At 60.6% G+C, this 24,062-nt stretch carries 22 protein-coding genes; 10 read left to right on the top strand and 12 right to left on the bottom strand.

The features are described from left to right. Window positions 1–258: 258 nt before the first annotated feature. The 8 genes from BMX59_RS17255 to BMX59_RS17220 all read right to left on the bottom strand — a co-directional run bounded on the left by BMX59_RS17255 (window position 259) and on the right by BMX59_RS17220 (window position 9,089). Window positions 259–996: a secretin N-terminal domain-containing protein gene (locus tag BMX59_RS17255; protein WP_071491903.1), complete on the bottom strand. Its 738-nt coding sequence runs from the start codon at window positions 994–996 to the stop codon at window positions 259–261. 229 nt (window positions 997–1,225) lie between these two features. Next, on the bottom strand, window positions 1,226–1,648 hold the full coding sequence (locus BMX59_RS17250) for a GNAT family N-acetyltransferase (RefSeq protein ID WP_093123837.1): 423 nt from the start codon (window positions 1,646–1,648) through the stop codon (window positions 1,226–1,228). After that, a complete protein-coding gene (locus BMX59_RS17245; protein ID WP_093123834.1) occupies window positions 1,641–2,807 on the bottom strand; it encodes a ribosomal protein uL16 3-hydroxylase in 1,167 nt (388 codons plus the stop codon). Before BMX59_RS17245 ends, BMX59_RS17250 begins: the two co-directional genes overlap by 8 nt. An 84-nt stretch (window positions 2,808–2,891) precedes the next feature. Then, window positions 2,892–4,262: an adenylosuccinate lyase gene (gene purB / locus BMX59_RS17240; RefSeq protein WP_092245071.1), complete on the bottom strand. Its 1,371-nt coding sequence runs from the start codon at window positions 4,260–4,262 to the stop codon at window positions 2,892–2,894. Between the two features lie 125 nt (window positions 4,263–4,387). Beyond that, on the bottom strand, window positions 4,388–5,011 hold the full coding sequence (hflD, locus tag BMX59_RS17235) for a high frequency lysogenization protein HflD (RefSeq protein WP_058425015.1): 624 nt from the start codon (window positions 5,009–5,011) through the stop codon (window positions 4,388–4,390). Then, window positions 5,008–6,132, bottom strand: coding sequence for a tRNA 2-thiouridine(34) synthase MnmA (gene mnmA, locus BMX59_RS17230; RefSeq protein ID WP_071491899.1), 1,125 nt, complete (start codon window positions 6,130–6,132; stop codon window positions 5,008–5,010). Before mnmA ends, hflD begins: the two co-directional genes overlap by 4 nt. A gap of 59 nt (window positions 6,133–6,191) precedes the next feature. Then, complete coding sequence (locus BMX59_RS17225) at window positions 6,192–6,638, bottom strand: NUDIX hydrolase (RefSeq protein ID WP_093123827.1); 447 nt, start codon at window positions 6,636–6,638, stop codon at window positions 6,192–6,194. Window positions 6,639–6,863: 225 nt separating this feature from the next. Further along, on the bottom strand, window positions 6,864–9,089 hold the full coding sequence (locus tag BMX59_RS17220; protein WP_093123823.1) for an NADP-dependent isocitrate dehydrogenase: 2,226 nt from the start codon (window positions 9,087–9,089) through the stop codon (window positions 6,864–6,866). 493 nt (window positions 9,090–9,582) lie between these two features. Here BMX59_RS17220 and icd point away from each other — a divergent pair, with 493 nt between their 5' ends. After that, window positions 9,583–10,839 (top strand): NADP-dependent isocitrate dehydrogenase, encoded by a 1,257-nt coding sequence (icd, locus tag BMX59_RS17215; protein ID WP_028616796.1) that lies wholly within the window; start codon window positions 9,583–9,585, stop codon window positions 10,837–10,839. A 76-nt stretch (window positions 10,840–10,915) separates the two neighbouring features. Here icd and cspD read toward each other — a convergent pair whose 3' ends face one another. After that, the gene (gene cspD, locus BMX59_RS17210) at window positions 10,916–11,182 is read right to left on the bottom strand and encodes a cold shock domain-containing protein CspD (protein WP_092245095.1); all 267 of its coding nucleotides are present in this window, start codon (window positions 11,180–11,182) and stop codon (window positions 10,916–10,918) included. Between the two features lie 218 nt (window positions 11,183–11,400). Here cspD and clpS point away from each other — a divergent pair, with 218 nt between their 5' ends. Then, complete coding sequence (clpS, locus tag BMX59_RS17205; protein ID WP_071491895.1) at window positions 11,401–11,769, top strand: ATP-dependent Clp protease adapter ClpS; 369 nt, start codon at window positions 11,401–11,403, stop codon at window positions 11,767–11,769. Between the two features lie 29 nt (window positions 11,770–11,798). Beyond that, the gene (clpA, locus tag BMX59_RS17200) at window positions 11,799–14,069 is read left to right on the top strand and encodes an ATP-dependent Clp protease ATP-binding subunit ClpA (RefSeq protein ID WP_071491894.1); all 2,271 of its coding nucleotides are present in this window, start codon (window positions 11,799–11,801) and stop codon (window positions 14,067–14,069) included. A 183-nt stretch (window positions 14,070–14,252) separates the two neighbouring features. Here the strand turns inward: clpA and infA are convergent, their stop codons facing one another. The 3 genes from infA to aat all read right to left on the bottom strand — a co-directional run bounded on the left by infA (window position 14,253) and on the right by aat (window position 16,015). Then, window positions 14,253–14,471, bottom strand: coding sequence for a translation initiation factor IF-1 (gene infA, locus BMX59_RS17195; protein WP_002553999.1), 219 nt, complete (start codon window positions 14,469–14,471; stop codon window positions 14,253–14,255). 100 nt (window positions 14,472–14,571) lie between these two features. Beyond that, window positions 14,572–15,279, bottom strand: coding sequence for an arginyltransferase (locus BMX59_RS17190; protein WP_071491893.1), 708 nt, complete (start codon window positions 15,277–15,279; stop codon window positions 14,572–14,574). Between the two features lie 55 nt (window positions 15,280–15,334). Then, window positions 15,335–16,015 (bottom strand): leucyl/phenylalanyl-tRNA--protein transferase, encoded by a 681-nt coding sequence (aat, locus tag BMX59_RS17185; protein ID WP_071491892.1) that lies wholly within the window; start codon window positions 16,013–16,015, stop codon window positions 15,335–15,337. A 282-nt stretch (window positions 16,016–16,297) separates the two neighbouring features. Here aat and BMX59_RS30195 point away from each other — a divergent pair, with 282 nt between their 5' ends. From BMX59_RS30195 to cysG, 7 genes are read left to right on the top strand one after another with little or no spacing between them, the layout of a single operon-like run. Beyond that, complete coding sequence (locus BMX59_RS30195; RefSeq protein ID WP_139212897.1) at window positions 16,298–16,540, top strand: hypothetical protein; 243 nt, start codon at window positions 16,298–16,300, stop codon at window positions 16,538–16,540. Then, window positions 16,515–18,923, top strand: coding sequence for a DNA translocase FtsK (locus tag BMX59_RS17180; RefSeq protein WP_071491891.1), 2,409 nt, complete (start codon window positions 16,515–16,517; stop codon window positions 18,921–18,923). Before BMX59_RS30195 ends, BMX59_RS17180 begins: the two co-directional genes overlap by 26 nt. Before the next feature lie 54 nt (window positions 18,924–18,977). Then, complete coding sequence (gene lolA / locus BMX59_RS17175; RefSeq protein ID WP_071491890.1) at window positions 18,978–19,601, top strand: outer membrane lipoprotein periplasmic chaperone LolA; 624 nt, start codon at window positions 18,978–18,980, stop codon at window positions 19,599–19,601. Window positions 19,602–19,628: 27 nt separating this feature from the next. Continuing rightward, a complete protein-coding gene (locus BMX59_RS17170) occupies window positions 19,629–20,951 on the top strand; it encodes a replication-associated recombination protein A (RefSeq protein WP_071491889.1) in 1,323 nt (440 codons plus the stop codon). Continuing rightward, a complete protein-coding gene (crcB, locus tag BMX59_RS17165; protein WP_071491888.1) occupies window positions 20,951–21,325 on the top strand; it encodes a fluoride efflux transporter CrcB in 375 nt (124 codons plus the stop codon). The genes BMX59_RS17170 and crcB overlap by 1 nt, the downstream gene beginning before the upstream one ends. A gap of 16 nt (window positions 21,326–21,341) precedes the next feature. Beyond that, window positions 21,342–22,622 (top strand): serine--tRNA ligase, encoded by a 1,281-nt coding sequence (gene serS, locus BMX59_RS17160; RefSeq protein ID WP_093123817.1) that lies wholly within the window; start codon window positions 21,342–21,344, stop codon window positions 22,620–22,622. Continuing rightward, complete coding sequence (gene cysG, locus BMX59_RS17155) at window positions 22,623–24,017, top strand: siroheme synthase CysG (protein WP_093123813.1); 1,395 nt, start codon at window positions 22,623–22,625, stop codon at window positions 24,015–24,017. Window positions 24,018–24,062 lie beyond the last annotated feature (45 nt).

The following is a 24,062-nucleotide window of genomic DNA, read 5'->3' as shown; positions in this document are numbered from 1 at the left end:
CCTGGTTAGCTTCCGTCCCTCGGGACAACTTCGTTCCAGTCGCAACCTCGTCAAACACGCCTTGTGGGCGGTACAGACACGAATCGGCTCGGGTGGGTAGCTTGGAGCGACGATCCGAAGGCCCTTGCCAGGGCCTCTGATTAGCGGGAGCGAGGCCATCATGCCCATGCTTTTTTGGATCGTCAAATGTTTTGTAGTGCTTTTTTTCAAGCACTACATCTTTAGTCTAATACGACTCGTCAGTCAGTTTTTGGTGCTTCAGTTCAGGGTATCGACCTTGACCCGTACTGTCAGGTCATCGCGGCCCTGAGTAGAGTAGCTGCGGGTTGCAGAGGATTTGTCGGCCTGTGTCTCGCGATTGATGCCGGCCAGGGTGATCCATTCACCCAGGCGCCCGCTGACGGTTGTGTCGGTACTCTGTACGTTCACTACATCGGGACGCTCCTGGCTCATGCGGTCACGGTTGGTACTGATCGCCAGGTGTACGGTCTCGCCGGTGACGCTGGCGGTCACGTAGAAGCCCTGGGTCACGTTGCGATACTGGGTCTGGTTCTGCAGGCGGCCATAGCTGTCCTGCTGGGTGGTGGTGAGCGGTACGCTCTGGCCGACCTGGATCAGCGCGGGCACGCCTTCGCTGGCCTGGATCTGCTGGACACCGCCGTCGCGGCTGGTGGTGCCGTAGCTGATGATGCGGGTCTGGCTGTCACCGGTGTTCTGCTGGTTGTTTTCGTTGGTGTCGACGGTGATCAGCAGGCGTTTGGCCGGCGTATCCAGCTGGGAAAGCAGGGCACGCAGGTCCTGGATCTTGCCGGGGTCGGCCTTGACGATCAGTTGGTTGCCGTAGGCGCTGACGGTGCCGTCCTTGCCGATGAAGTTCTGTGCCACCGGCAGCAGGTCGGCGCTGGTACGGTTGCTCAGGTTGACGACTTCGGTGTCGGCCATGGCCGCGGCGCTGGCGGTCAGGAGGAGGGCGGTGAGCAGGGTGCGTAGGGACATGTCCGTTATCTCTGCGAGTCAAAGGCTGGATAGTGCCAGTTTGTCGGCCTGGCCGGGTGCAAGTTGAATCGTAGACGGCAAAATGCCCTGGCATGGCAGGGCATTGTTGGTGTTGCTGAAATGGCTATCGGGGGCAAGCCCCCTCCCACACTTGGCCGCATTCCAAAGGACTTACTCGGTCAAAAAGTGGGAGGGGGCTTGCCCCCGATGGCAGCGACGCGATCTCGGATCAGCCCTCGCGCACCATATCCACATGCGGAATCCCGACTTCAAGAAATTCGTCACTGACGATCTTGAAGCCCAGCCGCTCATAAAACGGTGCTGCATACACCTGGGCACTCAGGAACTGCCTGGTCTGGCCACGTTGTTCGGCCACGCCAATCACCGTTTCCATCAGCTTGTCGCCGACCTTCAGCCCGCGCCAGTCCTTGAGGACCGACACGCGGCCAATCTCGCCGCTGGGTAGCAGGCGGGCGGTACCGATCGGAAAATCACCTTCGAATGCAAGGAAATGCACTGCGCCGGCGTCGTCCGCGTCCCACTCCAGCTCCGGTGGAACCGATTGTTCAGCGACAAACACCGCTTCACGAATGCGCCGAATCTCGGCGATATCCTTTTGCCAGTCCGCGACACTTACGTGAATCCTATTCATCGGCAAATCCCAGGCTTCCTTGCTTGACCAATTCACACAGCAGGTCGCGACCGTCTTCGTCTGCCAGCCATTCGCCCAGGTTCTCGCTGTGCAGCGCATCGGCCGAACACACCAGCTTCAGCAGTTCACGCAGCTTGCCCGGCAGGTAACGGCTCTGGCCGCTGGCAAACAGCAACACATCGTCGTCCACTTCGGACCAGGCCAGGCGTGCGCTCGGGTTGCGCACCAGGATGGCGCCGTCCTGCAGGCTGCTGATGAAGTCGTCTTCGCCCAACTCTTCGCCGGCCACCAGTTCAGGATAGCGCGGTTCGGTCATGAACTGGCCGAACCAGGTCAGCAGCATGCGCTCATCGCTCATGTGCTCGGCCAGCAGGCTCTTGAGGCGGTCCAGGGCGTCGCTCTGGATCTGGTGCGGGTCGCTGACCGGCTGGGCGTCAGCGTCGGTATAGCGCTCTTCGTCGGTCAGGTACTGGCTGAGGAAGTCGGTGAAGTGGGTCAGCACTTCGGCCGCGCTCGGTGCACGGAAGCCCACGGAATAGGTCATGCAGTCGTCTTCGGCAATGCCGAAGTGCGCCAGGCGCGGCGGCAGGTAAAGCATGTCGCCCGGTTCCAGGACCCACTCGGCGCTTTCTTCGAATTCGGCGAGGATACGCAGGTCGGCGTGCTGCAGCAGCGGGCTTTCGGAGCTGCACATCTGGCCGATCTTCCAGTTGCGCTTGCCTTGTGCCTGCAGCAGGAACACGTCGTAGTTGTCGAAGTGCGGGCCAACGCTGCCGCCCGGTGCGGCGAAGCTGATCATCACATCGTCGATGCGCCAGCTCGGCAGGAAGCGGAACTGCTCCAGCAACTCGGCCACTTCCGGCACGAACTGGTCGACCGCCTGTACCAGCAGGGTCCACTCGCGCTCGGGCAGGGTGCTGAAGGCATCTTCGGCGAACGGGCCGCGACGCAGCTCCCACGGGCGCTCGCCATGCTCGATCACCAGGCGCGACTCGACTTCTTCTTCCAGCGCCAGGCCGGCCAGTTCGTCGGCGTCGATCGGGCTTTCGAAATCAGGGATGGCCTGGCGGATCAGCAGCGGTTTTTTCTGCCAGTAGTCGCGCAGGAATTCCCGTGCCGTGATGCCGCCCAGAAGTTGAAGAGGGATATCAGGATTCATGTGTAACCTATTGAAAAAAAGCACTTTTCAGACTGGAATAAAAACGCCCGGCGCGGCCGGGCGTCTCAAAGGGTCTTGCGATGATCAGATGCGCTTGGCTTGCTCTACAGCGTTGCCAATGTAGTTGGCCGGGGTGAGCAGTTTCAGCTCGGCCTTGGCGGCGGCTGGCATGTCCAGGCCGTCGATGAAAGTTTGCAGTGCTTCAGGGCTGATGCCCTTGCCGCGCGTCAACTCTTTGAGCTTCTCGTACGGGTTTTCGATGTTGTAGCGGCGCATCACGGTCTGGATTGGTTCGGCCAGGACTTCCCAGCATGCGTCCAGGTCAGCGGCGATCTTCTGCTCATTGAGCTCAAGCTTGCTGATGCCCTTCAGACTGGCTTCGTATGCGATCACGCTGTGAGCGAAGCCCACGCCGAGGTTGCGCAGCACGGTGGAGTCGGTCAGGTCGCGCTGCCAGCGGGAGATCGGCAACTTGCTGGCCAGGTGCTGGAACAGGGCGTTGGCGATGCCGAGGTTGCCTTCGGAGTTTTCGAAGTCGATCGGGTTGACCTTGTGCGGCATGGTCGACGAACCGATTTCACCGGCAATGGTGCGCTGCTTGAAGTAGCCCAGGGAGATGTAGCCCCAGATATCGCGATCGAAGTCGATCAGAATGGTGTTGAAGCGCGCAATGGCGTCGAACAGTTCGGCAATGTAGTCGTGCGGTTCGATCTGCGTGGTGTAGGGGTTGAAGCCCAGGCCCAGCTCGTCTTCGATGAAGGCGCGGGCGTTGGCTTCCCAGTCGATCTCCGGGTAGGCCGACAGGTGGGCGTTGTAGTTGCCTACGGCGCCGTTGATCTTGCCCAGCAGCGGTACGGCGGCGACTTGAGCGATCTGGCGCTCCAGGCGGTACACCACGTTGGCCAGTTCTTTGCCCAGGGTGGTCGGCGACGCCGGCTGGCCGTGGGTGCGCGACAGCATCGGCACGTCGGCAAAGCGGATGGCCAGTTCGCGGATGGCATTGGCGGTCTGGCGCATCAGCGGCAGCATCACGTCATCACGGCCTTCGCGCAGCATCAGGGCGTGGGACAGGTTGTTGATGTCCTCGCTGGTGCAGGCAAAGTGGATGAATTCGCTGACCTGGGCCAGTTCTGGCAGCTTGGCCGCCTGCTCTTTGAGCAGGTATTCGATGGCTTTTACGTCGTGGTTGGTGGTGCGCTCGATCTCCTTCACACGCTCGGCGTGCTCCAGGGAGAAGTTTTCCGCCAGGGTGTCGAGCACAGCGTTGGCTTGCGCGGAAAACGCCGGCACTTCGCTGATGGCGGGGTGAGCGGCCAGGCGCTGGAGCCAGCGCACTTCAACCAGTACGCGAGCACGGATCAGGCCGTATTCGCTGAAAATAGGGCGCAGGGCCTGGGTTTTGCCGGCGTAGCGGCCGTCTACAGGGGAAACCGCAGTGAGCGAAGAGAGCTGCATGGGGTGTTCTCGGACAGTCGGGCAACGAAATGGGGCGCGTATCATACATGAAAAAATCCGCCGGTCCGTTGCCAACTGACCGGCGTATTACGCGTAACGGCTTGAAAATGGCCTGCAGCTGCGACTTATTCGTTGCGCATCAACGGGTAAAGCTCTTTGAGCAATTTGCGACGGCTGATCACCAGTTGCCAACGATGACCACCCAACTGGCGCCACAACCGCGCCGAGCGAATACCGGCCAGCAGCAGGGCACGTATTTTCGAAGCGTTGTTCGGTTGCTGCAGGTTGCGCATGTCGCCGTGGACCTGGATGCGCTGGCGCAGGGTGCTCAAGGTGTCCTGGTACAGCGCGCCACAGGCCGCGATCACGTTCTCGTGGGCCGGGCCGAAATGTTCCACCTGGGACTGGATCTGCGGCAGGCGCTTGCCGATGACCTCCAGCATGTCCTCGCGCTTGGCCAGCTGGCGCTCGAGGCCGAGCATCGACAGGGCGTAGCGCAACGGCTCGCGTTGCAGGGTGCTGGGGTCGCGCTCCAATGCGCCGATCAGTGCGCGATAACCTTCGCGCAGCGCCAGGTCGTCGCCGCCGTAGACCTCCAGGGTGTCCTTGGGGTCGCGGATCAGCAGGCTGCCGAGCATGCAGGTCAGGCCGGCCTCGGTGACCTGGCCGGTCTTGGCGATCTTGTCCACCAATACCGCGGCGAGGAACACCCCGCCCAGTGCCGTCAATTGCTCCTGGGTCGGGCTCATGCCTTCTGGCTCCAGGCTTCGGCGATTTCAATCACGCCGCCGCCCAGGCAGATTTCGCCGTCGTAGAACACCACGGACTGGCCAGGGGTGACCGCGCGTTGCGGGTCATCGAAGGTGGCGCGGTAGCCGGTGGCGGTTTTTTCCAGGGTGCACGGCTGATCACTCTGGCGATAGCGCACTTTGGCGGTCAGGCGGCGTGGCGTGCTCAGGTCGATCGGGTTGACCCAATAGATTTCCGAAGCGAGCAGAGCGCCGGAGAACAACAGCGGGTGCTCGTTGCCCTGGCCGACGATCAGCACGTTGTTTTCCAGGTCCTTGACCAGCACGTACCACGGCTCTTCACCGGCGTCTTTCAAGCCGCCGATGCCCAGGCCCTGGCGTTGGCCGATGGTGTGGTACATCAGGCCATGGTGACGGCCGATGACGTCGCCTTCGGTGGTGTGGATCTCGCCCGGTTGTGCCGGCAGGTATTGCTTGAGGAAGTCGCTGAAGCGGCGCTCACCGATAAAGCAGATGCCGGTGGAATCCTTCTTCTTGGCGGTGGCCAGGCCGTGTTTCTCGGCGATCCTGCGCACTTCGGGTTTTTCCAGCTCGCCTACCGGGAACAGGGTCTTGGCGATCTGTTCGCCGCCGACGGCATGCAGGAAGTAGCTCTGGTCCTTGTTCGGGTCCAGGCCCTTGAGCAGTTCGGTGCGGCCATCGATGTCGCGGCGGCGCACGTAGTGGCCAGTGGCGATCAGGTCGGCGCCGAGCATCATGGCGTAGTCGAGGAACGCCTTGAACTTGATTTCGCGGTTGCACAGGATGTCCGGGTTCGGCGTGCGACCGGCCTTGTATTCGGCCAGGAAGTGCTCGAACACATTGTCCCAGTACTCGGCGGCAAAGTTGGCTGTGTGCAGCTTGATGCCGATCTTGTCGCACACGGCCTGGGCGTCCGCCAGGTCGTCCATGGCGGTGCAATATTCCGTTCCATCGTCTTCTTCCCAGTTCTTCATGAACAGGCCTTCCACCTCATAACCCTGCTCCATGAGCAGAACGGCGGAAACGGAAGAATCCACGCCGCCGGACATGCCGACGATGACGCGCTTCTTTTGTGTGTCAGAAGGGGCTGGATCACGCATAGGGTTTCAACGGGTGTCTTGAAAAAGGACGCGATTCTATCAGGCTCAGGCCTTCAAGGCTAAAGAGAAGGGCGGATCAATTCGAGGCTATGGCGCTGGCCGGCCAGATAATCATCGATACAGCGGATAATCAGCTCGCTGCGCCAGTCGTCGCGTACCGCCATCAGCTCGTCACGGCTCAGCCAGCGGGCGCGGATGATGCCTTCGTCGAGTTGATAGTCCGGGTGGTGTTTCAGGGCTTTGGCGATGAAGCAGACCCGTTGGTAGGTCACGCCGTTGCTGGGGGCGGTGTACAGGTAGATGCCGACGATACCAGTGGCCTCGACGTCCCAGCCGGTTTCTTCGAGGGTTTCGCGGATGGCGGCTTCGGTCAGGGTTTCATGCGGGTCGAGGTGGCCGGCGGGCTGGTTGAGCACGGCGCGGCCGCCCTTGAGTTCTTCGACCATCAGGAACTTGCCGTCGTCTTCGACGAGGGTGGCGACGGTGATGTGGGGTTGCCAGGTCATGGTTGCCTCTGGATTTAAGATGCGGTGCTGTCCTGGAACAGGATAACAGTCAGTGTGGGAGGGGGCTTGCCCTCGATGAGGGCGTGTCAGTTGATCTATCTGTGCCTGACCCACCGCTATCGGGGGGCAAGCCCCCTCCCACATTTTGATTGGGTTTTTTCAGCAAAAAGGCACATAAACAGAAACCCCGGCACAGGGCCGGGGCTTGTTTGCATCCTTACAACCTTACTTCAACTTGGCAATCGCCGCATTGAGGGTGTTGCTTGGGCGCATGGCCTTGCTGGTCAGTTCCGGGTTCGGCGCGTAGTAGCCGCCGATGTCCACTGGCTTGCCCTGGACGGCGTTGAGCTCGGCAACGATGGTTGCCTCGTTCTCGGTCAGGGTCTTGGCCAGTTCGCCGAACTGCGCTTGCAGTGCAGTGTCTTCGGTCTGGGCGGCCAGGGCTTGAGCCCAGTACAGCGCCAGGTAGAAGTGGCTGCCGCGGTTGTCAATGTTGCCGACTTTGCGCGATGGCGACTTGTTGTTGTCGAGGAACTGGCCGGTGGCCTGGTCCAGGGTCTTGGACAGGACCAGGGCTTTCGGGTTGTTGTACGTCACACCCAAATGCTCGAGGGACGCAGCCAGGGCAAGGAACTCGCCCAGGGAATCCCAGCGCAGGAAGTTCTCTTCCACCAGTTGCTGTACGTGCTTCGGCGCCGAACCGCCGGCACCGGTTTCGAACAGGCCACCGCCGTTCATCAGTGGCACGATGGACAGCATCTTCGCGCTGGTGCCCAGTTCCATGATCGGGAACAGGTCGGTCAGGTAGTCGCGCAGAACGTTGCCGGTCACCGAGATGGTGTCCAGGCCCTTGCGGGTGCGCTCCAGGGTGAACTTCATCGCGTCGACCGGCGACATGATGCGGATGTCCAGGCCTTCGGTGTTGTGGTCTTTCAGGTAAGCCTGAACCTTCTCGACCACGACGCCGTCGTGTGCACGCTGAGGGTCCAGCCAGAAGATGGCCGGGGTGTTGCTGGCGCGGGCACGGTTGACGGCCAGTTTGACCCAGTCCTGGATCGGCGCGTCTTTGGTCTGGCACATGCGGAAGATGTCGCCGGCTTCGACTTTCTGTTCCATCAGCAGGTTGCCCTTGCTGTCGGTGACGCGGACTACGCCGTCAGCCTTGATCTGGAAAGTCTTGTCGTGGGAGCCGTACTCTTCGGCTTTCTTCGCCATCAGGCCGACGTTCGGCACGCTGCCCATGGTGGTTGGGTCGAAGGCGCCATTGGCCTTGCAGTCTTCGATGACCGCCTGGTAGATGGTGGCGTAGCAGCGATCCGGGATCACCGCCTTGGTGTCGTGCAGTTGGCCGTCGGTGCCCCACATCTTGCCGGAGTCACGGATCATGGCCGGCATCGAGGCGTCGACGATCACGTCGCTCGGCACGTGCAGGTTGGTGATGCCTTTGTCGGAGTTGACCATCGCCAGGGCAGGGCGAGCCGCGTAGACGGCCTGGATGTCAGCTTCGATCTGCGCTTGGTGCTCGGCCGGCAGGGCCTTGATGCGCGCGTACAGGTCGCCGATGCCGTTGTTCAGGTTGAAACCGATCTGCTCCAGCACGGTGGCGTGCTTGGCCAGGGCGTCTTTATAGAACTCGGCAACGATCTGGCCGAACATGATCGGGTCGGAGACCTTCATCATGGTGGCTTTCAGGTGAACCGACAGCAGCACGCCTTGTTTCTTGGCGTCTTCGATTTCAGCGGCGATGAACGCACGCAGGGCTTTCTTGCTCAGCACGGCGGTGTCGATGATTTCGCCGGCCTGTACCGAGGTCTTTTCCTTGAGGACGGTGGCGGTGCCGTCCTGGGCGATCAGCTCGATTTTGACAGCATCAGCGCCTTCGATCTGTACGGCTTTTTCGCTGCCGTAGAAGTCGCCATTGCTCATGTGGGCGACGTGCGACTTGGAGTCGGCAGCCCAGGCGCCCATTTTGTGCGGGTGCTTGCGTGCGTAGTTCTTGACCGACAGCGGTGCGCGGCGGTCGGAGTTGCCTTCGCGCAGTACCGGGTTCACGGCGCTGCCCTTGACCTTGTCGTAACGTGCGCGGGTTTCTTTTTCCGCGTCGGTGGTTACGGTTTCCGGGTAGTCCGGCAGGGCGTAGCCCTGGGCCTGCAGTTCCTTGATCGCGGCTTGCAGCTGCGGGGTCGAGGCGCTGATGTTAGGCAGTTTGATGATGTTGGCTTCAGGCGTAACGGCCAGGTCGCCCAGTTCGGCGAGGTGGTCCGGGATAGCCTTGGCACCCAGTTGCTCGGGGAAGCTTGCGAGGATGCGCGCGGCGAGGGAGATGTCGCGGGTTTCCACGGCAATATCAGCGGAAGCGGTGAAGGCCTCTACGATAGGCAGCAGTGAATAGGTGGCGAGGGCCGGGGCTTCGTCGGTGAAGGTGTAGATGATCTTCGAGCGGGTGGGCATATTCGGATTAACTCTCTTCTTTGCTGAAAGCGTGCGCAGAAACTCGAGATGCGCCGGGTGGAGCGCGTTCGTTCAAAGTCATCCATGAGCGAAATGTCGAGGTTTCTTCGCGGTGATGTTGGGTTGCATCAGTCGAGCGTCAAGCGGGTGGACTATTGTAATAGTCCTGCTTTGTAGCGGAAGGCTGTGTTCTAGAGCGGTCCGCCGTCGTGACTCTTTGGTCAGCGGCGGCATTATACATAGGTCGCTATGCTTACGCCGAGCCTTCATACAAAAGGTGTGTCGTCCATTGGTCTAAAGGTCGCAGGTACCCGATTGCGACGAAAGTCGCACGATGTGCTCAAGATTGGCGATTTAGCCTTTGCTTTCAGGCTTGTAGGCGACAAATTATGCTGTTTTCGATGCAAATGAGCATGGCGCGAGGTTTCAGTCGCCATTTATCTGGAGTAGGCTCGAACGCAGCCAGATGTTCAATCCATAGATGGAGTTCAGCATGGGATACAAGAAGATTCAGGTTCCGGCAGTCGGCGACAAAATCACCGTCAATGCAGACCATTCTCTCAATGTTCCTGACCAACCGATCATCCCTTACATTGAAGGTGACGGTATCGGTGTCGACATCAGCCCGGTGATGATCAAGGTAGTCGACGCCGCTGTTGAAAAGGCCTACGGCGGCAAGCGCAAGATCTCCTGGATGGAGGTTTATGCTGGCGAGAAAGCAACTCAAGTCTACGACCAGGACACCTGGCTGCCCCAGGAAACCCTGGATGCGGTCAAGGATTACGTGGTCTCCATCAAGGGCCCGCTGACCACCCCGGTGGGTGGCGGCATCCGTTCGCTGAACGTGGCCCTGCGCCAACAACTCGACCTGTATGTGTGCCTGCGCCCGGTGCGCTGGTTCGAAGGCGTGCCCAGCCCGGTCAAGAAGCCTGGCGACGTGGACATGACGATCTTCCGGGAAAACTCCGAAGATATTTACGCCGGTATCGAGTGGAAGGCCGGTTCGCCTGAGGCGATCAAGGTGATCAAGTTCCTCAAGGAAGAAATGGGCGTGACCAAGATCCGTTTCGACCAGGATTGCGGAATTGGCGTGAAGCCGGTCTCGAAGGAGGGTACCAAGCGCCTGGCGCGCAAAGCCCTGCAATATGTAGTGGATAACGACCGCGACTCGCTGACCATCGTGCACAAAGGCAACATCATGAAGTTCACCGAAGGTGCCTTCAAGGAATGGGCCTATGAGGTGGCGGCTGAAGAATTTGGTGCGACGCTGCTGGATGGCGGCCCATGGATGCAGTTCAAGAACCCCAAGACTGGCAAGAATGTGGTGGTCAAGGATGCTATCGCCGACGCCATGCTCCAGCAGATCCTGTTGCGTCCGGCTGAGTATGACGTGATCGCCACCCTCAACCTGAACGGCGACTACCTGTCTGATGCGCTGGCGGCGGAAGTGGGGGGGATCGGTATTGCGCCGGGTGCCAACCTTTCGGATACCGTGGCGATGTTCGAGGCGACTCACGGTACTGCGCCGAAGTATGCGGGCAAGGATCAGGTCAACCCGGGTTCGCTGATTCTGTCGGCCGAGATGATGCTGCGCCATATGGGCTGGACCGAGGCGGCGGATTTGATCATCAAGGGCACTAATGGCGCGATTTCTGCCAAGACTGTGACTTATGACTTCGAGCGTCTGATGGATGGCGCCACCCTGGTGTCTTCGTCTGGCTTCGGTGATGCGCTGATCTCGCACATGTAAGCGACAGGGGTAAAAAACCGGCCACACCGTAAACGGGATGGCCGGTTTTTTTATTGGGCGCCTGCTCGGTGGCTGATCAGGCTAATTGCTCTTTTGATTTTTGAGCGACGCCCTCTTTGGCTGTGCCGATGGTGACTGGCGCACTGATTTCGATCGCGTGCTTGCCTTTGGGCCCCTGAATAATGTCAAAGGAGACCGGCTGCCCAGCTTTCAGCGTTTTATAACCGTCCATTTTGATCGCTGAGTAATGCGCAAAAAGGTCTTCATCCTTGCCGTCTTCAATAATGAAGCCGTACCCTTTGGCATTGTTGAACCACTTGACCTTACCGCTTGCCATACCCATATCCCTCTGCACCAGACTCCATCACTGGAGTATCATCCAGTTTATCCGTCCTAACCCGAATAAATAAGGTTGACTGCGCGGACCTTTTTTACCCACTGTGGGTTCTATTGGTTGTAACACCGTTTCGCCGATAGTCAAGGCGACCAGTCGGTCAGAGTTGAAATTCTGACAGGTCGCCCCCACCACTGTATTTGAACCACTGACGAACCTTTCTTTCCATGCATGCAAACAGCCAGATTCGACTAACATTCAATCAGGATCGACCGGATCAGCAACATGATGACGACGGTTCTGCAGGCATTGCTGTTCAGGAGGCCAAGCCTGCTCTACAGGCGCCGCCGATGTACAAGGTGGTTTTGTTCAATGATGACTACACACCGATGGATTTCGTGGTCGAAGTGCTCGAGGTGTTTTTTAACCTGAACCGCGAGTTGGCGACCAAGGTAATGCTGGCCGTTCACACAGAAGGACGGGCAGTATGTGGAGTGTTTACCCGCGACATCGCCGAGACAAAGGCCATGCAGGTCAACCAGTACGCCAGGGAAAGCCAGCATCCGCTACTCTGTGAAATCGAGAAGGACGGTTAACGCCGACCACTTGGGTATGAGGTGAAGCTATGTTAAACCGCGAGCTCGAAGTCACCCTCAATCTTGCCTTCAAGGAGGCTCGTTCGAAGCGTCATGAGTTCATGACCGTCGAACACCTGCTGCTGGCACTTTTGGATAACGAAGCTGCCGCCACCGTTCTACGTGCGTGCGGCGCCAACCTCGACAAACTCAAGCATGACCTGCAGGAGTTTATCGACTCCACAACGCCACTTATTCCAGTCCACGATGAAGACCGTGAGACCCAGCCAACCCTGGGCTTCCAGCGGGTGCTTCAGCGTGCCGTGTTCCATGTTCAGAGCTCCGGTAAGCGTGAAGTCACGGGCGCCAATGTGCTGGTGGCGATTTTCAGCGAACAGGAAAGCCAGGCAGTGTTCCTGCTCAAACAGCAGAGCGTTGCCCGTATCGATGTCGTCAACTACATCGCCCACGGTATCTCCAAGGTGCCCGGGCACGGCGATCATTCCGAGGGTGAGCAGGATATGCAGGACGACGAGGGCGGTGAGTCTTCTTCTTCGGGCAATCCACTGGATGCCTATGCCAGCAACCTCAACGAACTGGCGCGCCAGGGGCGGATCGATCCGCTGGTGGGGCGTGAGCTCGAGGTTGAGCGTGTCGCGCAGATCCTCGCGCGTCGTCGCAAGAACAACCCGTTGCTGGTGGGCGAGGCAGGCGTGGGTAAAACCGCGATTGCCGAAGGCCTGGCCAAGCGCATCGTGGATAACCAGGTGCCGGACCTGCTGGCCAACAGCGTCGTCTACTCCCTTGACCTGGGCGCCTTGCTCGCCGGGACCAAGTACCGTGGCGACTTCGAGAAGCGCTTCAAGGCGCTGCTCGGTGAGCTGAAAAAACGCCCGCAGGCGATCCTGTTCATCGACGAAATCCACACCATCATTGGTGCCGGTGCGGCCTCCGGTGGGGTGATGGATGCCTCCAACCTGCTCAAGCCGCTGCTGTCGTCGGGTGATATACGCTGCATCGGCTCGACCACGTTCCAGGAATTCCGTGGCATCTTCGAGAAAGACCGTGCCCTGGCACGTCGCTTCCAGAAGGTCGACGTGTCCGAACCTTCGGTAGAGGACACCATCGGCATCCTGCGCGGGCTCAAGGGGCGCTTCGAGGCGCACCATGGCATCGAGTACACCGATGAAGCACTGCGTTCAGCCGCTGAGCTGGCGTCGCGCTACATCAATGACCGGCACATGCCGGACAAGGCCATCGACGTAATCGACGAAGCCGGTGCCTACCAGCGTCTGCAGCCGGTCGAGAAGCGTGTAAAACGCATCGACGTGCCGCAGGTCGAGGATATTGTGGCGAAGATCGCGCGGATTCCGCCAAAACACGTCACCAGCTCCGACAAGGAGTTGCTGCGTAACCTGGAGCGCGACCTCAAGCTGACCGTGTTCGGTCAGGATGCGGCCATCGACTCGCTGTCCACCGCGATCAAGCTGTCGCGTGCAGGCCTCAAGTCGCCGGACAAGCCGGTGGGTTCGTTCCTGTTTGCCGGCCCGACCGGTGTCGGCAAGACCGAAGCGGCCCGGCAACTGGCCAAGGCCATGGGTATCGAGCTGGTGCGGTTCGACATGTCCGAATACATGGAGCGTCACACCGTGTCGCGCCTGATCGGCGCGCCTCCGGGTTATGTCGGTTTCGACCAGGGCGGCCTGTTGACCGAGGCGATCACCAAGCAACCGCACTGCGTGCTGCTGCTCGATGAAATCGAGAAGGCCCACCCTGAAGTCTTCAACCTGCTGCTGCAGGTGATGGATCACGGGACCCTGACCGACAACAACGGGCGCAAGGCGGATTTCCGCAACGTGATCGTGATCATGACCACCAACGCCGGTGCCGAAACGGCCGCGCGGGCTTCCATTGGCTTCGCGCACCAGGATCACTCGTCCGATGCGATGGAAGTCATCAAGAAGAGCTTCACGCCTGAGTTCCGCAACCGCCTGGACACCATTATCCAGTTTGGTCGCCTCAGCCATGAGGTTATCAAGAGCGTGGTGGACAAGTTCCTCACCGAGCTCCAGGCGCAGTTGGAAGACAAGCGCGTGCAGCTGGAGGTCACGGACGCGGCGCGCAGCTGGCTGGCCGAAGGCGGCTACGATGCGGCAATGGGCGCACGCCCAATGGCGCGTCTGATCCAGGACAAGATCAAGCGGCCGCTGGCCGAAGAGATCCTGTTTGGCGAGCTTTCCGACCATGGTGGCGTGGTACACATCGACCTGAAGGATGGCGAGCTGACCTTCGAGTTCGAAACCACGGCTGAAATGGCCTGATCCATAGCGGCGAGCGTCAATGTGGGAGGGGGCTTGCCCCCGATAGCAGTGTTTCAGTCGCTACATGGGTGACTGATCTACCGCTATCGGGAGCAAGCCCCCTCCCGCATTGGGTTGTGGCACTTGGTAAATAGCACGCACACAAAAACGCCCGGCATAACCGGGCGTTTTGTATTGACTTGCTTAGCGAGCGCGGTAAGTGATGCGCCCTTTGCTCAAGTCATAGGGCGTCAGCTCGACGCGCACTTTGTCACCGGTAAGAATACGAATGTAGTTCTTGCGCATCTTGCCGGAGATATGCGCGGTTACGACGTGCCCATTTTCCAACTCCACACGAAACATGGTGTTGGGCAGGGTGTCGACGACAGTGCCTTCCATTTCGAAGCTGTCTTCTTTCGACATGCAGTAAAGCCCTCGGTATCCAGTGAATGGCCCGGTGCAACTGCGCCAGGCAAAAGCGGCGTGCATTGTGCCCGAAAAAGGGTGTTCAAGCCAAGGGGTTCTAGTTAAGCACGACCCATCTTTGATTAATCAGCAGTTCAATGGGCCGATATTGGGTCTTGTAGTTCATCTTTTTGCAGTTCTTGATCCAGTAGCCGAGGTACACCGCCTCCAGTTCCTGGCGCAAGGCTTCGCCAATCTGCCAGAGGATCGCAAAGCGTCCCAGGCTGCGGCGTTCTTCGGCGGGTTCATAGAAGGTGTAGACCGCCGACAGGCCGTTAGGCAACAGATCGGTCACCGCGACAGCCACCAGCCGGCCGTCCGCACGAAATTCGTAGAAGCGCGAGAAGGGCAGGTCGCGGACCAGGAACGTGGAAAACTGATCGCGGCTGGGCGGGAACATATCGCCGTCAGCGTGGCGTTGCTCGATGTAGCGCTGGTAAAGGTCGAAATATTCTTCGGTGAAGCGCGGCTTGGCCGACGTCACCGTCAGGTCGGCGTTGCGTTTGAGGATGCGTTTCTGGTTGCGATCCGGTAGAAACTGCGCAACGGGGATGCGTGCGGGCACGCAGGCATTACAGTTCTGGCAATGCGGTCGGTACAGATGATCGCCACTGCGCCGAAACCCCATCTCCGACAGGTCGGCATACACATGCACGTCCATAGGCTGGCTGGGGTCGAGGAACAGCGTGGTGGCCTGCTCGTCGGGCAGATAGCTGCAAGAGTGGGGTTGAGTGGCATAAAACTTCAAACGCGCCAACTCGGTCATGATCAACCCTCGGATAAGCTTTGAAATAAGTGTAAGCCAGGAGCGCGGATGTCGCCTAGGAAACCCACGGTCCGGCGTTGGGCTGGTCCAGATGGTCGTGCAGGAACCCTGCGAAGTCGCTGCGGGATATGGCGCGGGCACCCAGGCTGTGCAGGTGATCGTTGGGCATCTGGCAGTCGATCAGCACAAAGCCCCAGGCCTGCAATTGATGGGTCAGCGTGGCAAAGCCGAATTTCGAAGCGTTGTCGGCGCGGCTGAACATGGACTCACCAAAAAACAGCTGGCCCATTGCGAGGCCGTAGAGGCCGCCTACCAGTTCACCCTTGTCCCAGACCTCCACCGAATGCGCGTAGCCGCGCTGGTGCAGTTCCAGGTAGGCGCTCTGGATGCCTTCGGTGATCCAGGTGCCATCGGCATAGGCGCGTGGCGCCGCGCAGGCCTGGATAACGGCGGCGAAGTCCTGGTCGAAGGTCACGCTGTAGCGCTGTTGGCGCAACAGTTTGCCCAGGCTGCGCGATACATGCAGTTCGTCGGGGAATATCACGGTGCGTGGGTCGGGCGACCACCAGAGGATTGGTTGTCCCTCAGAAAACCAGGGGAAGCAGCCGTGACGGTAGGCTTGGATCAGCCGTTCGGCGCTGAGATCACCGCCGGCGGCGAGCAAGCCATTGGGTTCGCGCATGGCCTTGGCCAGTGGGGGGAAAGTCAGTGAATCGCGTTGTAACCAGGTCAGCATGGCATCCAGGCTTTACGGAAGGGGAGGGGAGTGGCAGGAATGACACCTGCGGCGGCAGTGCTGATTATTGTCGACCTGGCGCCATCGGACCAGCCCGGATCGGACATTAAGGTGGATTAGCGTGAGCAGGTGTTTCTGCAACTCTATGCCGGGGGCGTGGTCGTAATCGGGTCTGTTCCATGCAGGCCATTTGCCAAGCTTGCCTCGATTGGTAAAAACAGCTCATAAGCCTTTGTCAGCAAAGACAATGCATGCTCAAATTGAACATCTTGTGACACACAATTGGCTATGCTGCTGGAAGAGCGCCAAGCGGCGTGGCATCAGGGACACAAACCCGTACAATGCGGCCATTGTGGCGTTATCGTCATTTCATCCAGCAATAGTCCGGTGTTAAACAGTAGATTCAACGACGCTCGTTCATTTTTCAGCTGCTCGGATTGGGCAGTATTTGCAGTCATTCAACAGATGGACGCGCTAAAGGCGCAGGAAAAGACCCGTTTTGAAGAAATCCGCCGCAACACCTAAAGCAGCAGTCGTGCCGGCCTGGCGCCAGCACCTGCATTATCGCCTCAAGGAAGGTGCGCTGATCGCGATCGGCGCGCTGTGCCTGTTCCTGATGATGGCCTTGCTGACCTATGGCAAGGACGATCCGGGCTGGAGCCACAACAGCAAGATCGAAGACGTGCAGAACTTCGGTGGCCCTGCCGGTTCCTACAGCGCCGATATCCTGTTCATGGTGCTGGGTTACTTCGCCTATATCTTCCCGTTGCTGCTGGCGATCAAGACCTGGCAGATCTTCCGCCAGCGCCATGAGCCATGGCAGTGGAGCGGCTGGCTGTTCTCCTGGCGCCTGATCGGCCTGGTGTTCCTGGTGTTGTCCGGCGCGGCGCTGGCGCATATCCATTTCCATGCACCCACCGGCCTGCCGGCGGGCGCCGGTGGTGCGCTGGGCGAAAGCCTCGGCGACCTGGCGCGCCGGACCCTGAATATCCAGGGCAGTACCCTGATGTTCATCGCCTTGTTCCTGTTCGGCCTCACCGTGTTCACCGACCTGTCATGGTTCAAGGTGATGGACGTGACCGGCAAGATCACCCTCGACCTGCTGGAGCTGTTCCAGGGCGCCGCCAATCGCTGGTGGGCGGCCCGTGTCGACCGCAAGCGCATGGTGGCCCAACTGCGTGAGGTCGACACCCGTGTCAACGAAGTGGTGGCCCCGAGCACACCGGACCGGCGTGAGCAGGCCAAGGTCAAGGAACGCCTGATCGAACGCGAACAGGCCTTGAGCAAGCACATGTCGGACCGCGAGAAGCAGGTGCCGCCAGTGATTGCTCCCGCGCCGCCCAAGCCGGCCGAACCGAGCCATCGCGTACAGAAAGAGAAACAGGCGCCGTTGTTCATCGACAGCGCCGTCGAAGGCACCTTGCCGCCGATCTCGATCCTCGACCCGGCCGAAAAGAAACAACTCAACTATTCCCCAGAGTCCCTGGCGGCCGTCGGCCACCTGCTGGAAATCAAACTCAAGGAATTCGGCGTCGAAGTCTCGGTGGACTCCATCCATCCCGGCCCGGTGATCACCCGTTACGAAATCCAGCCGGCCGCCGGTGTGAAGGTCAGCCGCATCGCCAACCTGGCGAAAGACCTGGCCCGCTCCCTGGCCGTGACCAGCGTGCGCGTGGTGGAAGTCATTCCCGGCAAGACCACCGTGGGTATCGAGATTCCCAACGAAGACCGCCAGATCGTGCGCTTCTCCGAAGTGCTGTCGACGCCCGAGTACGACAACTTCAAGTCGCCGGTCACCCTGGCCCTGGGCCATGACATCGGTGGCAAGCCGGTGATCACCGACCTGGCGAAGATGCCCCACCTGCTGGTCGCCGGTACCACCGGTTCCGGTAAGTCGGTGGGGGTGAACGCGATGATCCTGTCGATCCTGTTCAAGTCCGGCCCGGAAGACGCCAAGCTGATCATGATCGACCCGAAGATGTTGGAACTGTCGATCTACGAAGGCATTCCACACCTGCTGTGCCCGGTGGTCACCGACATGAAGGACGCCGCCAACGCCCTGCGCTGGAGCGTTGCCGAGATGGAGCGCCGCTACAAGCTGATGGCGAAGATGGGCGTGCGTAACCTGTCGGGCTTCAACGCCAAGATCAAGGAAGCCCAGGAACGCGGCGAGACCATCGACGATCCGTTGTACCGGCGCGAAAGCATTCACGACGAAGCGCCAAAGCTGACCAAGCTGCCGACCATTGTGGTGGTGGTCGACGAATTCGCCGACATGATGATGATTGTCGGCAAGAAGGTTGAAGAGCTGATCGCGCGTATCGCCCAGAAGGCCCGTGCCGCCGGTATTCACTTGATCCTTGCCACCCAGCGGCCGTCGGTGGACGTGATCACCGGCCTGATCAAGGCCAACATCCCGACGCGCATGGCGTTCCAGGTGTCGAGCAAGATCGACTCGCGGACCATCATCGACCAGGGGGGCGCCGAACAACTGCTCGGCCATGGCGACATGCTCTACATGCCGCCGGGCACCAGCCTGCCGATCCGGGTGCACGGCGCCTTTGTTTCCGACGATGAAGTGCATCGTGTGGTGGAAGCCTGGAAACTGCGCGGCGCACCGGAGTACAACGATGACATCCTCGCCGGTGTGGAAGAAGCCGGCAGCGGCTTCGATGGCGGCAGCGGCGGTGGCGACGATGATGCCGAGACCGATGCGCTGTACGATGAAGCCGTGGCGTTCGTGCTCGAAAGCCGTCGAGCCTCGATTTCCGCGGTGCAACGCAAGTTGAAAATCGGCTACAACCGTGCCGCTCGTATGATCGAAGCCATGGAAAACGCTGGCGTCGTGACCGCAATGAACACCAACGGCTCGCGTGAAGTCATTGCCCCCGGGCAGATGCGCGACTGATCCCGCGCCGCGTGACAGCACGCGGCGCGTCCTGACTACTCAATGAGGACTCCCATGCGCTTTATCCGCATGCTGTTGTTGCCGGCACTGGCCCTGACCGCTGTTTCGGCTCACGCTGACCCGGCCTCCGTCGCCAGCCTGAAGAATCTGCTCGACAAATCCCAGACCCTGACCGCGCGCTTCTCCCAGTTGACCCTGGATGCCGGCGGCACCCAGTTGCAGGAAACCGCCGGCGAAATGGCCGTGCAGCGTCCTGGCCTGTTCTACTGGCACACCGAGGGCAAGGCCGAGCAGACCATCGTGTCCGATGGCCAGAAGGTCACCCTGTGGGACCCGGACCTGGAACAGGCGACCATCAAGAAGCTCGACCCGCGCCTGAACCAGACCCCGGCGCTGTTGCTCTCAGGTGACGTGTCGAAGATCAACGACAGCTTCGACATCACCTCCAAGCAGACCAGCAACGTGATCGAATTCACCCTCAAGCCGAAATCCAAGGACACGCTGTTTGACACCCTGTCCTTGTCGTTCGGTAACGGCGTGATCAACAACATGCGCCTGATCGACAGCGTCGGCCAGCGCACCGATATCCTGTTCTCCGGGGTCAAGGCCAACCAGCCGGTACCGGCGTCCAAGTTCAAGTTCGACATCCCCAAGGGTGCCGACGTGATCCAGGAATAAATTCCCCAGAGGTTTCAAACGCTGCCCATGGACCTGTTTCGAAGTGACCCGATTGCCCAGCCACTGGCCGCACGCCTGCGTTCGACCAACCTGGACGAGTACGTCGGTCAGGAACACCTGCTCGCTCGCGGCAAGCCCCTGCGTGAAGCCCTGGAGCAGGGTGCGCTGCACTCGATGATTTTCTGGGGGCCGCCGGGGGTGGGCAAGACCACGTTGGCGCGGCTCTTGGCGAAGGTCTCGGATGCGCACTTCGAAACGGTCTCGGCGGTACTCGCCGGGGTCAAGGAGATCCGCCAGGCGGTGGAAGTCGCCAAGCAGCAGGCGGGGCAGTACGGCAAGCGCACCATCCTGTTCGTCGACGAAGTGCACCGTTTCAACAAGTCGCAGCAGGATGCGTTCCTGCCCTATGTGGAAGACGGTACGCTGATCTTCATCGGCGCCACCACCGAAAACCCTTCGTTCGAGCTCAACAACGCCTTGCTGTCGCGGGCGCGGGTCTATGTGCTCAAAAGCCTGGACGAGGCGGCGATGCAGAAGCTGCTGCAGCGCGCCTTGAACGAAGACAAGGGCTTGGGCAAGCGCCAACTGAGCGTGAGCGAAGAGGGCTTCAAGATCCTGCTGACGGCCGCCGATGGCGATGGTCGTCGTTTCCTCAACCTGTTGGAAAACGCCTCCGACCTGGCCGAAGACGGCGGTGAGATTGGCGTCGACCTCCTGCAAAGCCTGCTCGGCGACACGCGGCGCCGCTTCGACAAGGGCGGCGAGGCCTTCTACGACCAGATCTCGGCACTGCACAAATCCGTGCGCGGCTCCAACCCCGACGGTGCGCTGTACTGGTTTGCACGCATGATCGATGGCGGTTGCGACCCGCTGTACCTCGCTCGCCGTGTGGTGCGCATGGCCAGCGAAGACATCGGCAACGCCGACCCGCGTGCACTGAGCCTGTGCCTGGCGGCATGGGACGTACAGGAACGCCTCGGTAGCCCGGAAGGCGAGTTGGCGGTGGCCCAGGCCATCACCTACCTGGCCTGCGCGCCAAAAAGCAACGCGGTGTACATGGGCTTCAAGTCCGCATTGCGCGCCGCCGCCGAATATGGCTCGCTCGAAGTGCCGATGCACCTGCGCAACGCGCCGACCAAGCTGATGAAGCAGCTGGGTTATGGCGATGAATACCGTTACGCCCACGATGAGCCGGATGCCTACGCGGCCGGTGAAGACTATTTTCCCGATGAGCTTGAACCGTTGCCGCTCTATCAGCCGGTGCCCCGTGGCCTGGAGCTGAAGATCGGCGAAAAGCTCAATCACCTCGCGCAACTCGATCGACTCAGCCCCAGACAGCGGAGAAAGTAGTGTTCAAGACGATTCTTGCCGTGTCCGCAGCCGGCATCGCTGGTACATTATTGCGTTTCGCCACCGGCACCTGGGTCAGCGCCAACTGGCCCAGGCATTTTTACGCGGCGACCCTGGCGGTCAACCTGGTGGGCTGCCTGATCATCGGGCTGTTGTACGGCTGGTTCCTGTTGCGCCCGGAAGTACCGATTGAAATTCGCGCCGGCTTGATTGTCGGCTTTGTAGGCGGTCTGACGACCTTTTCATCCTTTTCACTGGATACGTTGCGCCTGCTGGAAAGCGGGCAGGCCCTGATAGCCTTCGGGTACCTGGGCATCAGCGTATTCGGCGGGCTGCTCGCTACCTGGGCCGGCCTGTCCTTGACCAAACTTTGATAAACGAGAGACCGACATGCTCGATTCCAAACTGTTACGTAGCAACCTTCAGGACGTAGCGGACCGCCTGGCATCCCGTGGCTTTGCCTTGGATGTTGCGCGCATCGAAGCGCTGGAAGAACAGCGCAAGACCGTCCAGACCCGCACCGAAGCACTGCAGGCTGAGCGTAATGCGCGTTCCAAATCCATCGGTCAGGCCAAGCAGCGCGGCGAAGACATCGCACCGTTGATGGCAGATGTCGAGCGCATGGGCACCGAGCTGTCCGAGGGTAAAGTCGAGCTGGAAAAGATCCAGTCCAAACTGGATTCGATCCTGCTGGGCATCCCCAACATCCCCCACGAATCGGTGCCGATTGGCGCAGACGAAGACGGCAACGTCGAAGTGCGCCGCTGGGGCACGCCTAAAGCCTTTGATTTCGAGATCAAGGACCACGTCGCCCTGGGCGAACTGAGCGGTGGCCTGGATTTCGAAACCGCCGCCAAGATGTCCGGCGCGCGCTTTTCGCTGTTGCGCGGCCCGGTTGCGCGCCTGCACCGCGCACTGGCGCAGTTCATGATCAACCTGCACACCGGCGAGCACGGTTACGAAGAGGCCTACACCCCGTACCTGGTGCAGGCGCCGGCGCTGATGGGCACCAGCCAGTTGCCGAAATTCGAAGAAGACCTGTTCAAGATCAGCCGCGACGGCGAAGCCGACCTGTACCTGATTCCGACCGCCGAAGTGTCGCTGACCAATATCGTCTCCGGCGAGATCCTCGACGCCAGGCAACTGCCGATTAAGTTCGTCGCCCACAGCCCGTGCTTTCGCAGTGAAGCCGGCGCATCGGGCCGCGACACCCGCGGCATGATCCGCCAGCACCAGTTCGACAAGGTCGAGATGGTGCAGATCGTCGAGCCGTCGACCTCGATGGACGCCCTGGAAGGCCTGACCGCCAACGCTGAGCGCGTCCTGCAACTGCTGGAGCTGCCGTACCGCGTGCTGGCCCTGTGCACCGGTGACATGGGTTTCAGCGCCGTGAAGACCTACGACCTTGAAGTGTGGGTGCCGAGCCAGGACAAGTACCGCGAGATTTCGTCGTGCTCCAACTGCGGTGATTTCCAGGCCCGTCGCATGCAGGCGCGTTTCCGCAACCCGGAAACCGGCAAGCCGGAGCTGGTACACACCCTCAACGGTTCCGGCCTGGCCGTAGGCCGTACCCTGGTGGCGGTGCTGGAAAACTACCAGCAGGCTGACGGTTCGATCCGCGTACCCGAAGTGCTCAAGCCTTACATGGCGGGCGTTGAGGTCATTCGCTAAATGGAATTTCTGCCGCTGTTTCATAACCTGCGCGGCAGTCGTGTGCTGGTCGTCGGTGGCGGGGAGATTGCCTTGCGCAAATCCCGGCTGCTGGCCGACGCCGGGGCGTTGCTGCGGGTGGTTGCTCCCCAGATCGAAGACCAGTTGCGTGAACTGGTATTGGGCAGTGGCGGGGAACTGATTCTGCGCGGTTATCAGGAGGCCGACCTCGACGGCTGCACCCTGATCATCGCGGCAACCGACGACGAGCCGCTGAACGCGCAAGTGTCCAGCGATGCCAAGCGCCGTTGCGTACCGGTCAATGTGGTCGACGCGCCGGCCTTGTGCAGCGTGATCTTCCCGGCGATCGTCGACCGTTCGCCCTTGGTGATCGCCGTGTCCAGCGGTGGCGATGCGCCGGTGCTGGCACGCTTGATCCGCGCCAAGCTGGAAACCTGGATTCCATCCACTTACGGGCAGCTGGCCGGGCTGGCGGCGCGTTTTCGTGCCCAGGTCAAAGGCTTGTACCCGGATGTGCAGCAGCGCCGTGCGTTCTGGGAAGAAGTGTTCCAGGGCCCGATTGCCGACCGCCAGTTGGCCGGGCAGGGCGATGAGGCCGAGCGCTTGCTGATCGAGAAGGTCAACGGCGCGCCGCCTTATGCGCCGGGCGAGGTTTATCTGGTGGGTGCGGGTCCGGGTGATCCCGACCTGCTGACCTTCCGTGCCCTGCGCCTGATGCAGCAAGCCGATGTGGTGTTGTACGACCGCCTGGTGGCGCCCGCGATCCTCGAACTGTGCCGCCGGGATGCCGAGCGTATCTACGTCGGCAAGCGTCGCGCCGACCACGCCGTGCCACAAGACCAGATCAACCAGCAACTGGTGGACCTGGCCAAGCAGGGCAAGCGGGTGTTGCGCCTCAAGGGGGGCGATCCGTTCATCTTTGGTCGTGGTGGCGAAGAGATCGAGGAACTGGCCGCCCATGGCATTCCGTTCCAGGTGGTGCCGGGAATCACGGCAGCCAGCGGTTGCGCGGCATATGCCGGAATTCCGCTGACCCATCGCGACTATGCGCAGTCGGTGCGCTTTATCACCGGGCATTTGAAGGACGGAACCTCGGACCTGCCCTGGCATGACCTGGTGGGCCCCTCGCAGACCCTGGTGTTCTACATGGGCTTGATCGGCTTGCCGATCATCTGTGATCAGTTGATCAAGCACGGGCGTGCGGCGGATACCCCGGCGGCCTTGATCCAGCAGGGCACCACGTCCAACCAGCGCGTGTTCACCGGCACCCTGGCCGACTTGCCACGGATGGTGGCGGAGCATGAAGTGCATGCGCCGACACTGGTGATCGTCGGCGAAGTGGTGGTGTTGCGCGAGAAGCTGAAGTGGTTTGAAGGCGCACAGTCGCAGGTCTGAGCCTTGAAAGCATCGGGGGCAAGCCCTCTCCCACATTGGAATGCA

Source organism: Pseudomonas sp. NFR09 (genome assembly GCF_900111535.1).
Taxonomy (GTDB): domain Bacteria; phylum Pseudomonadota; class Gammaproteobacteria; order Pseudomonadales; family Pseudomonadaceae; genus Aquipseudomonas; species Aquipseudomonas extremorientalis.
The sequence above is the reverse complement of the archived record's forward strand: the minus strand, read 5'-3'. Positions and strand labels throughout refer to the sequence as shown.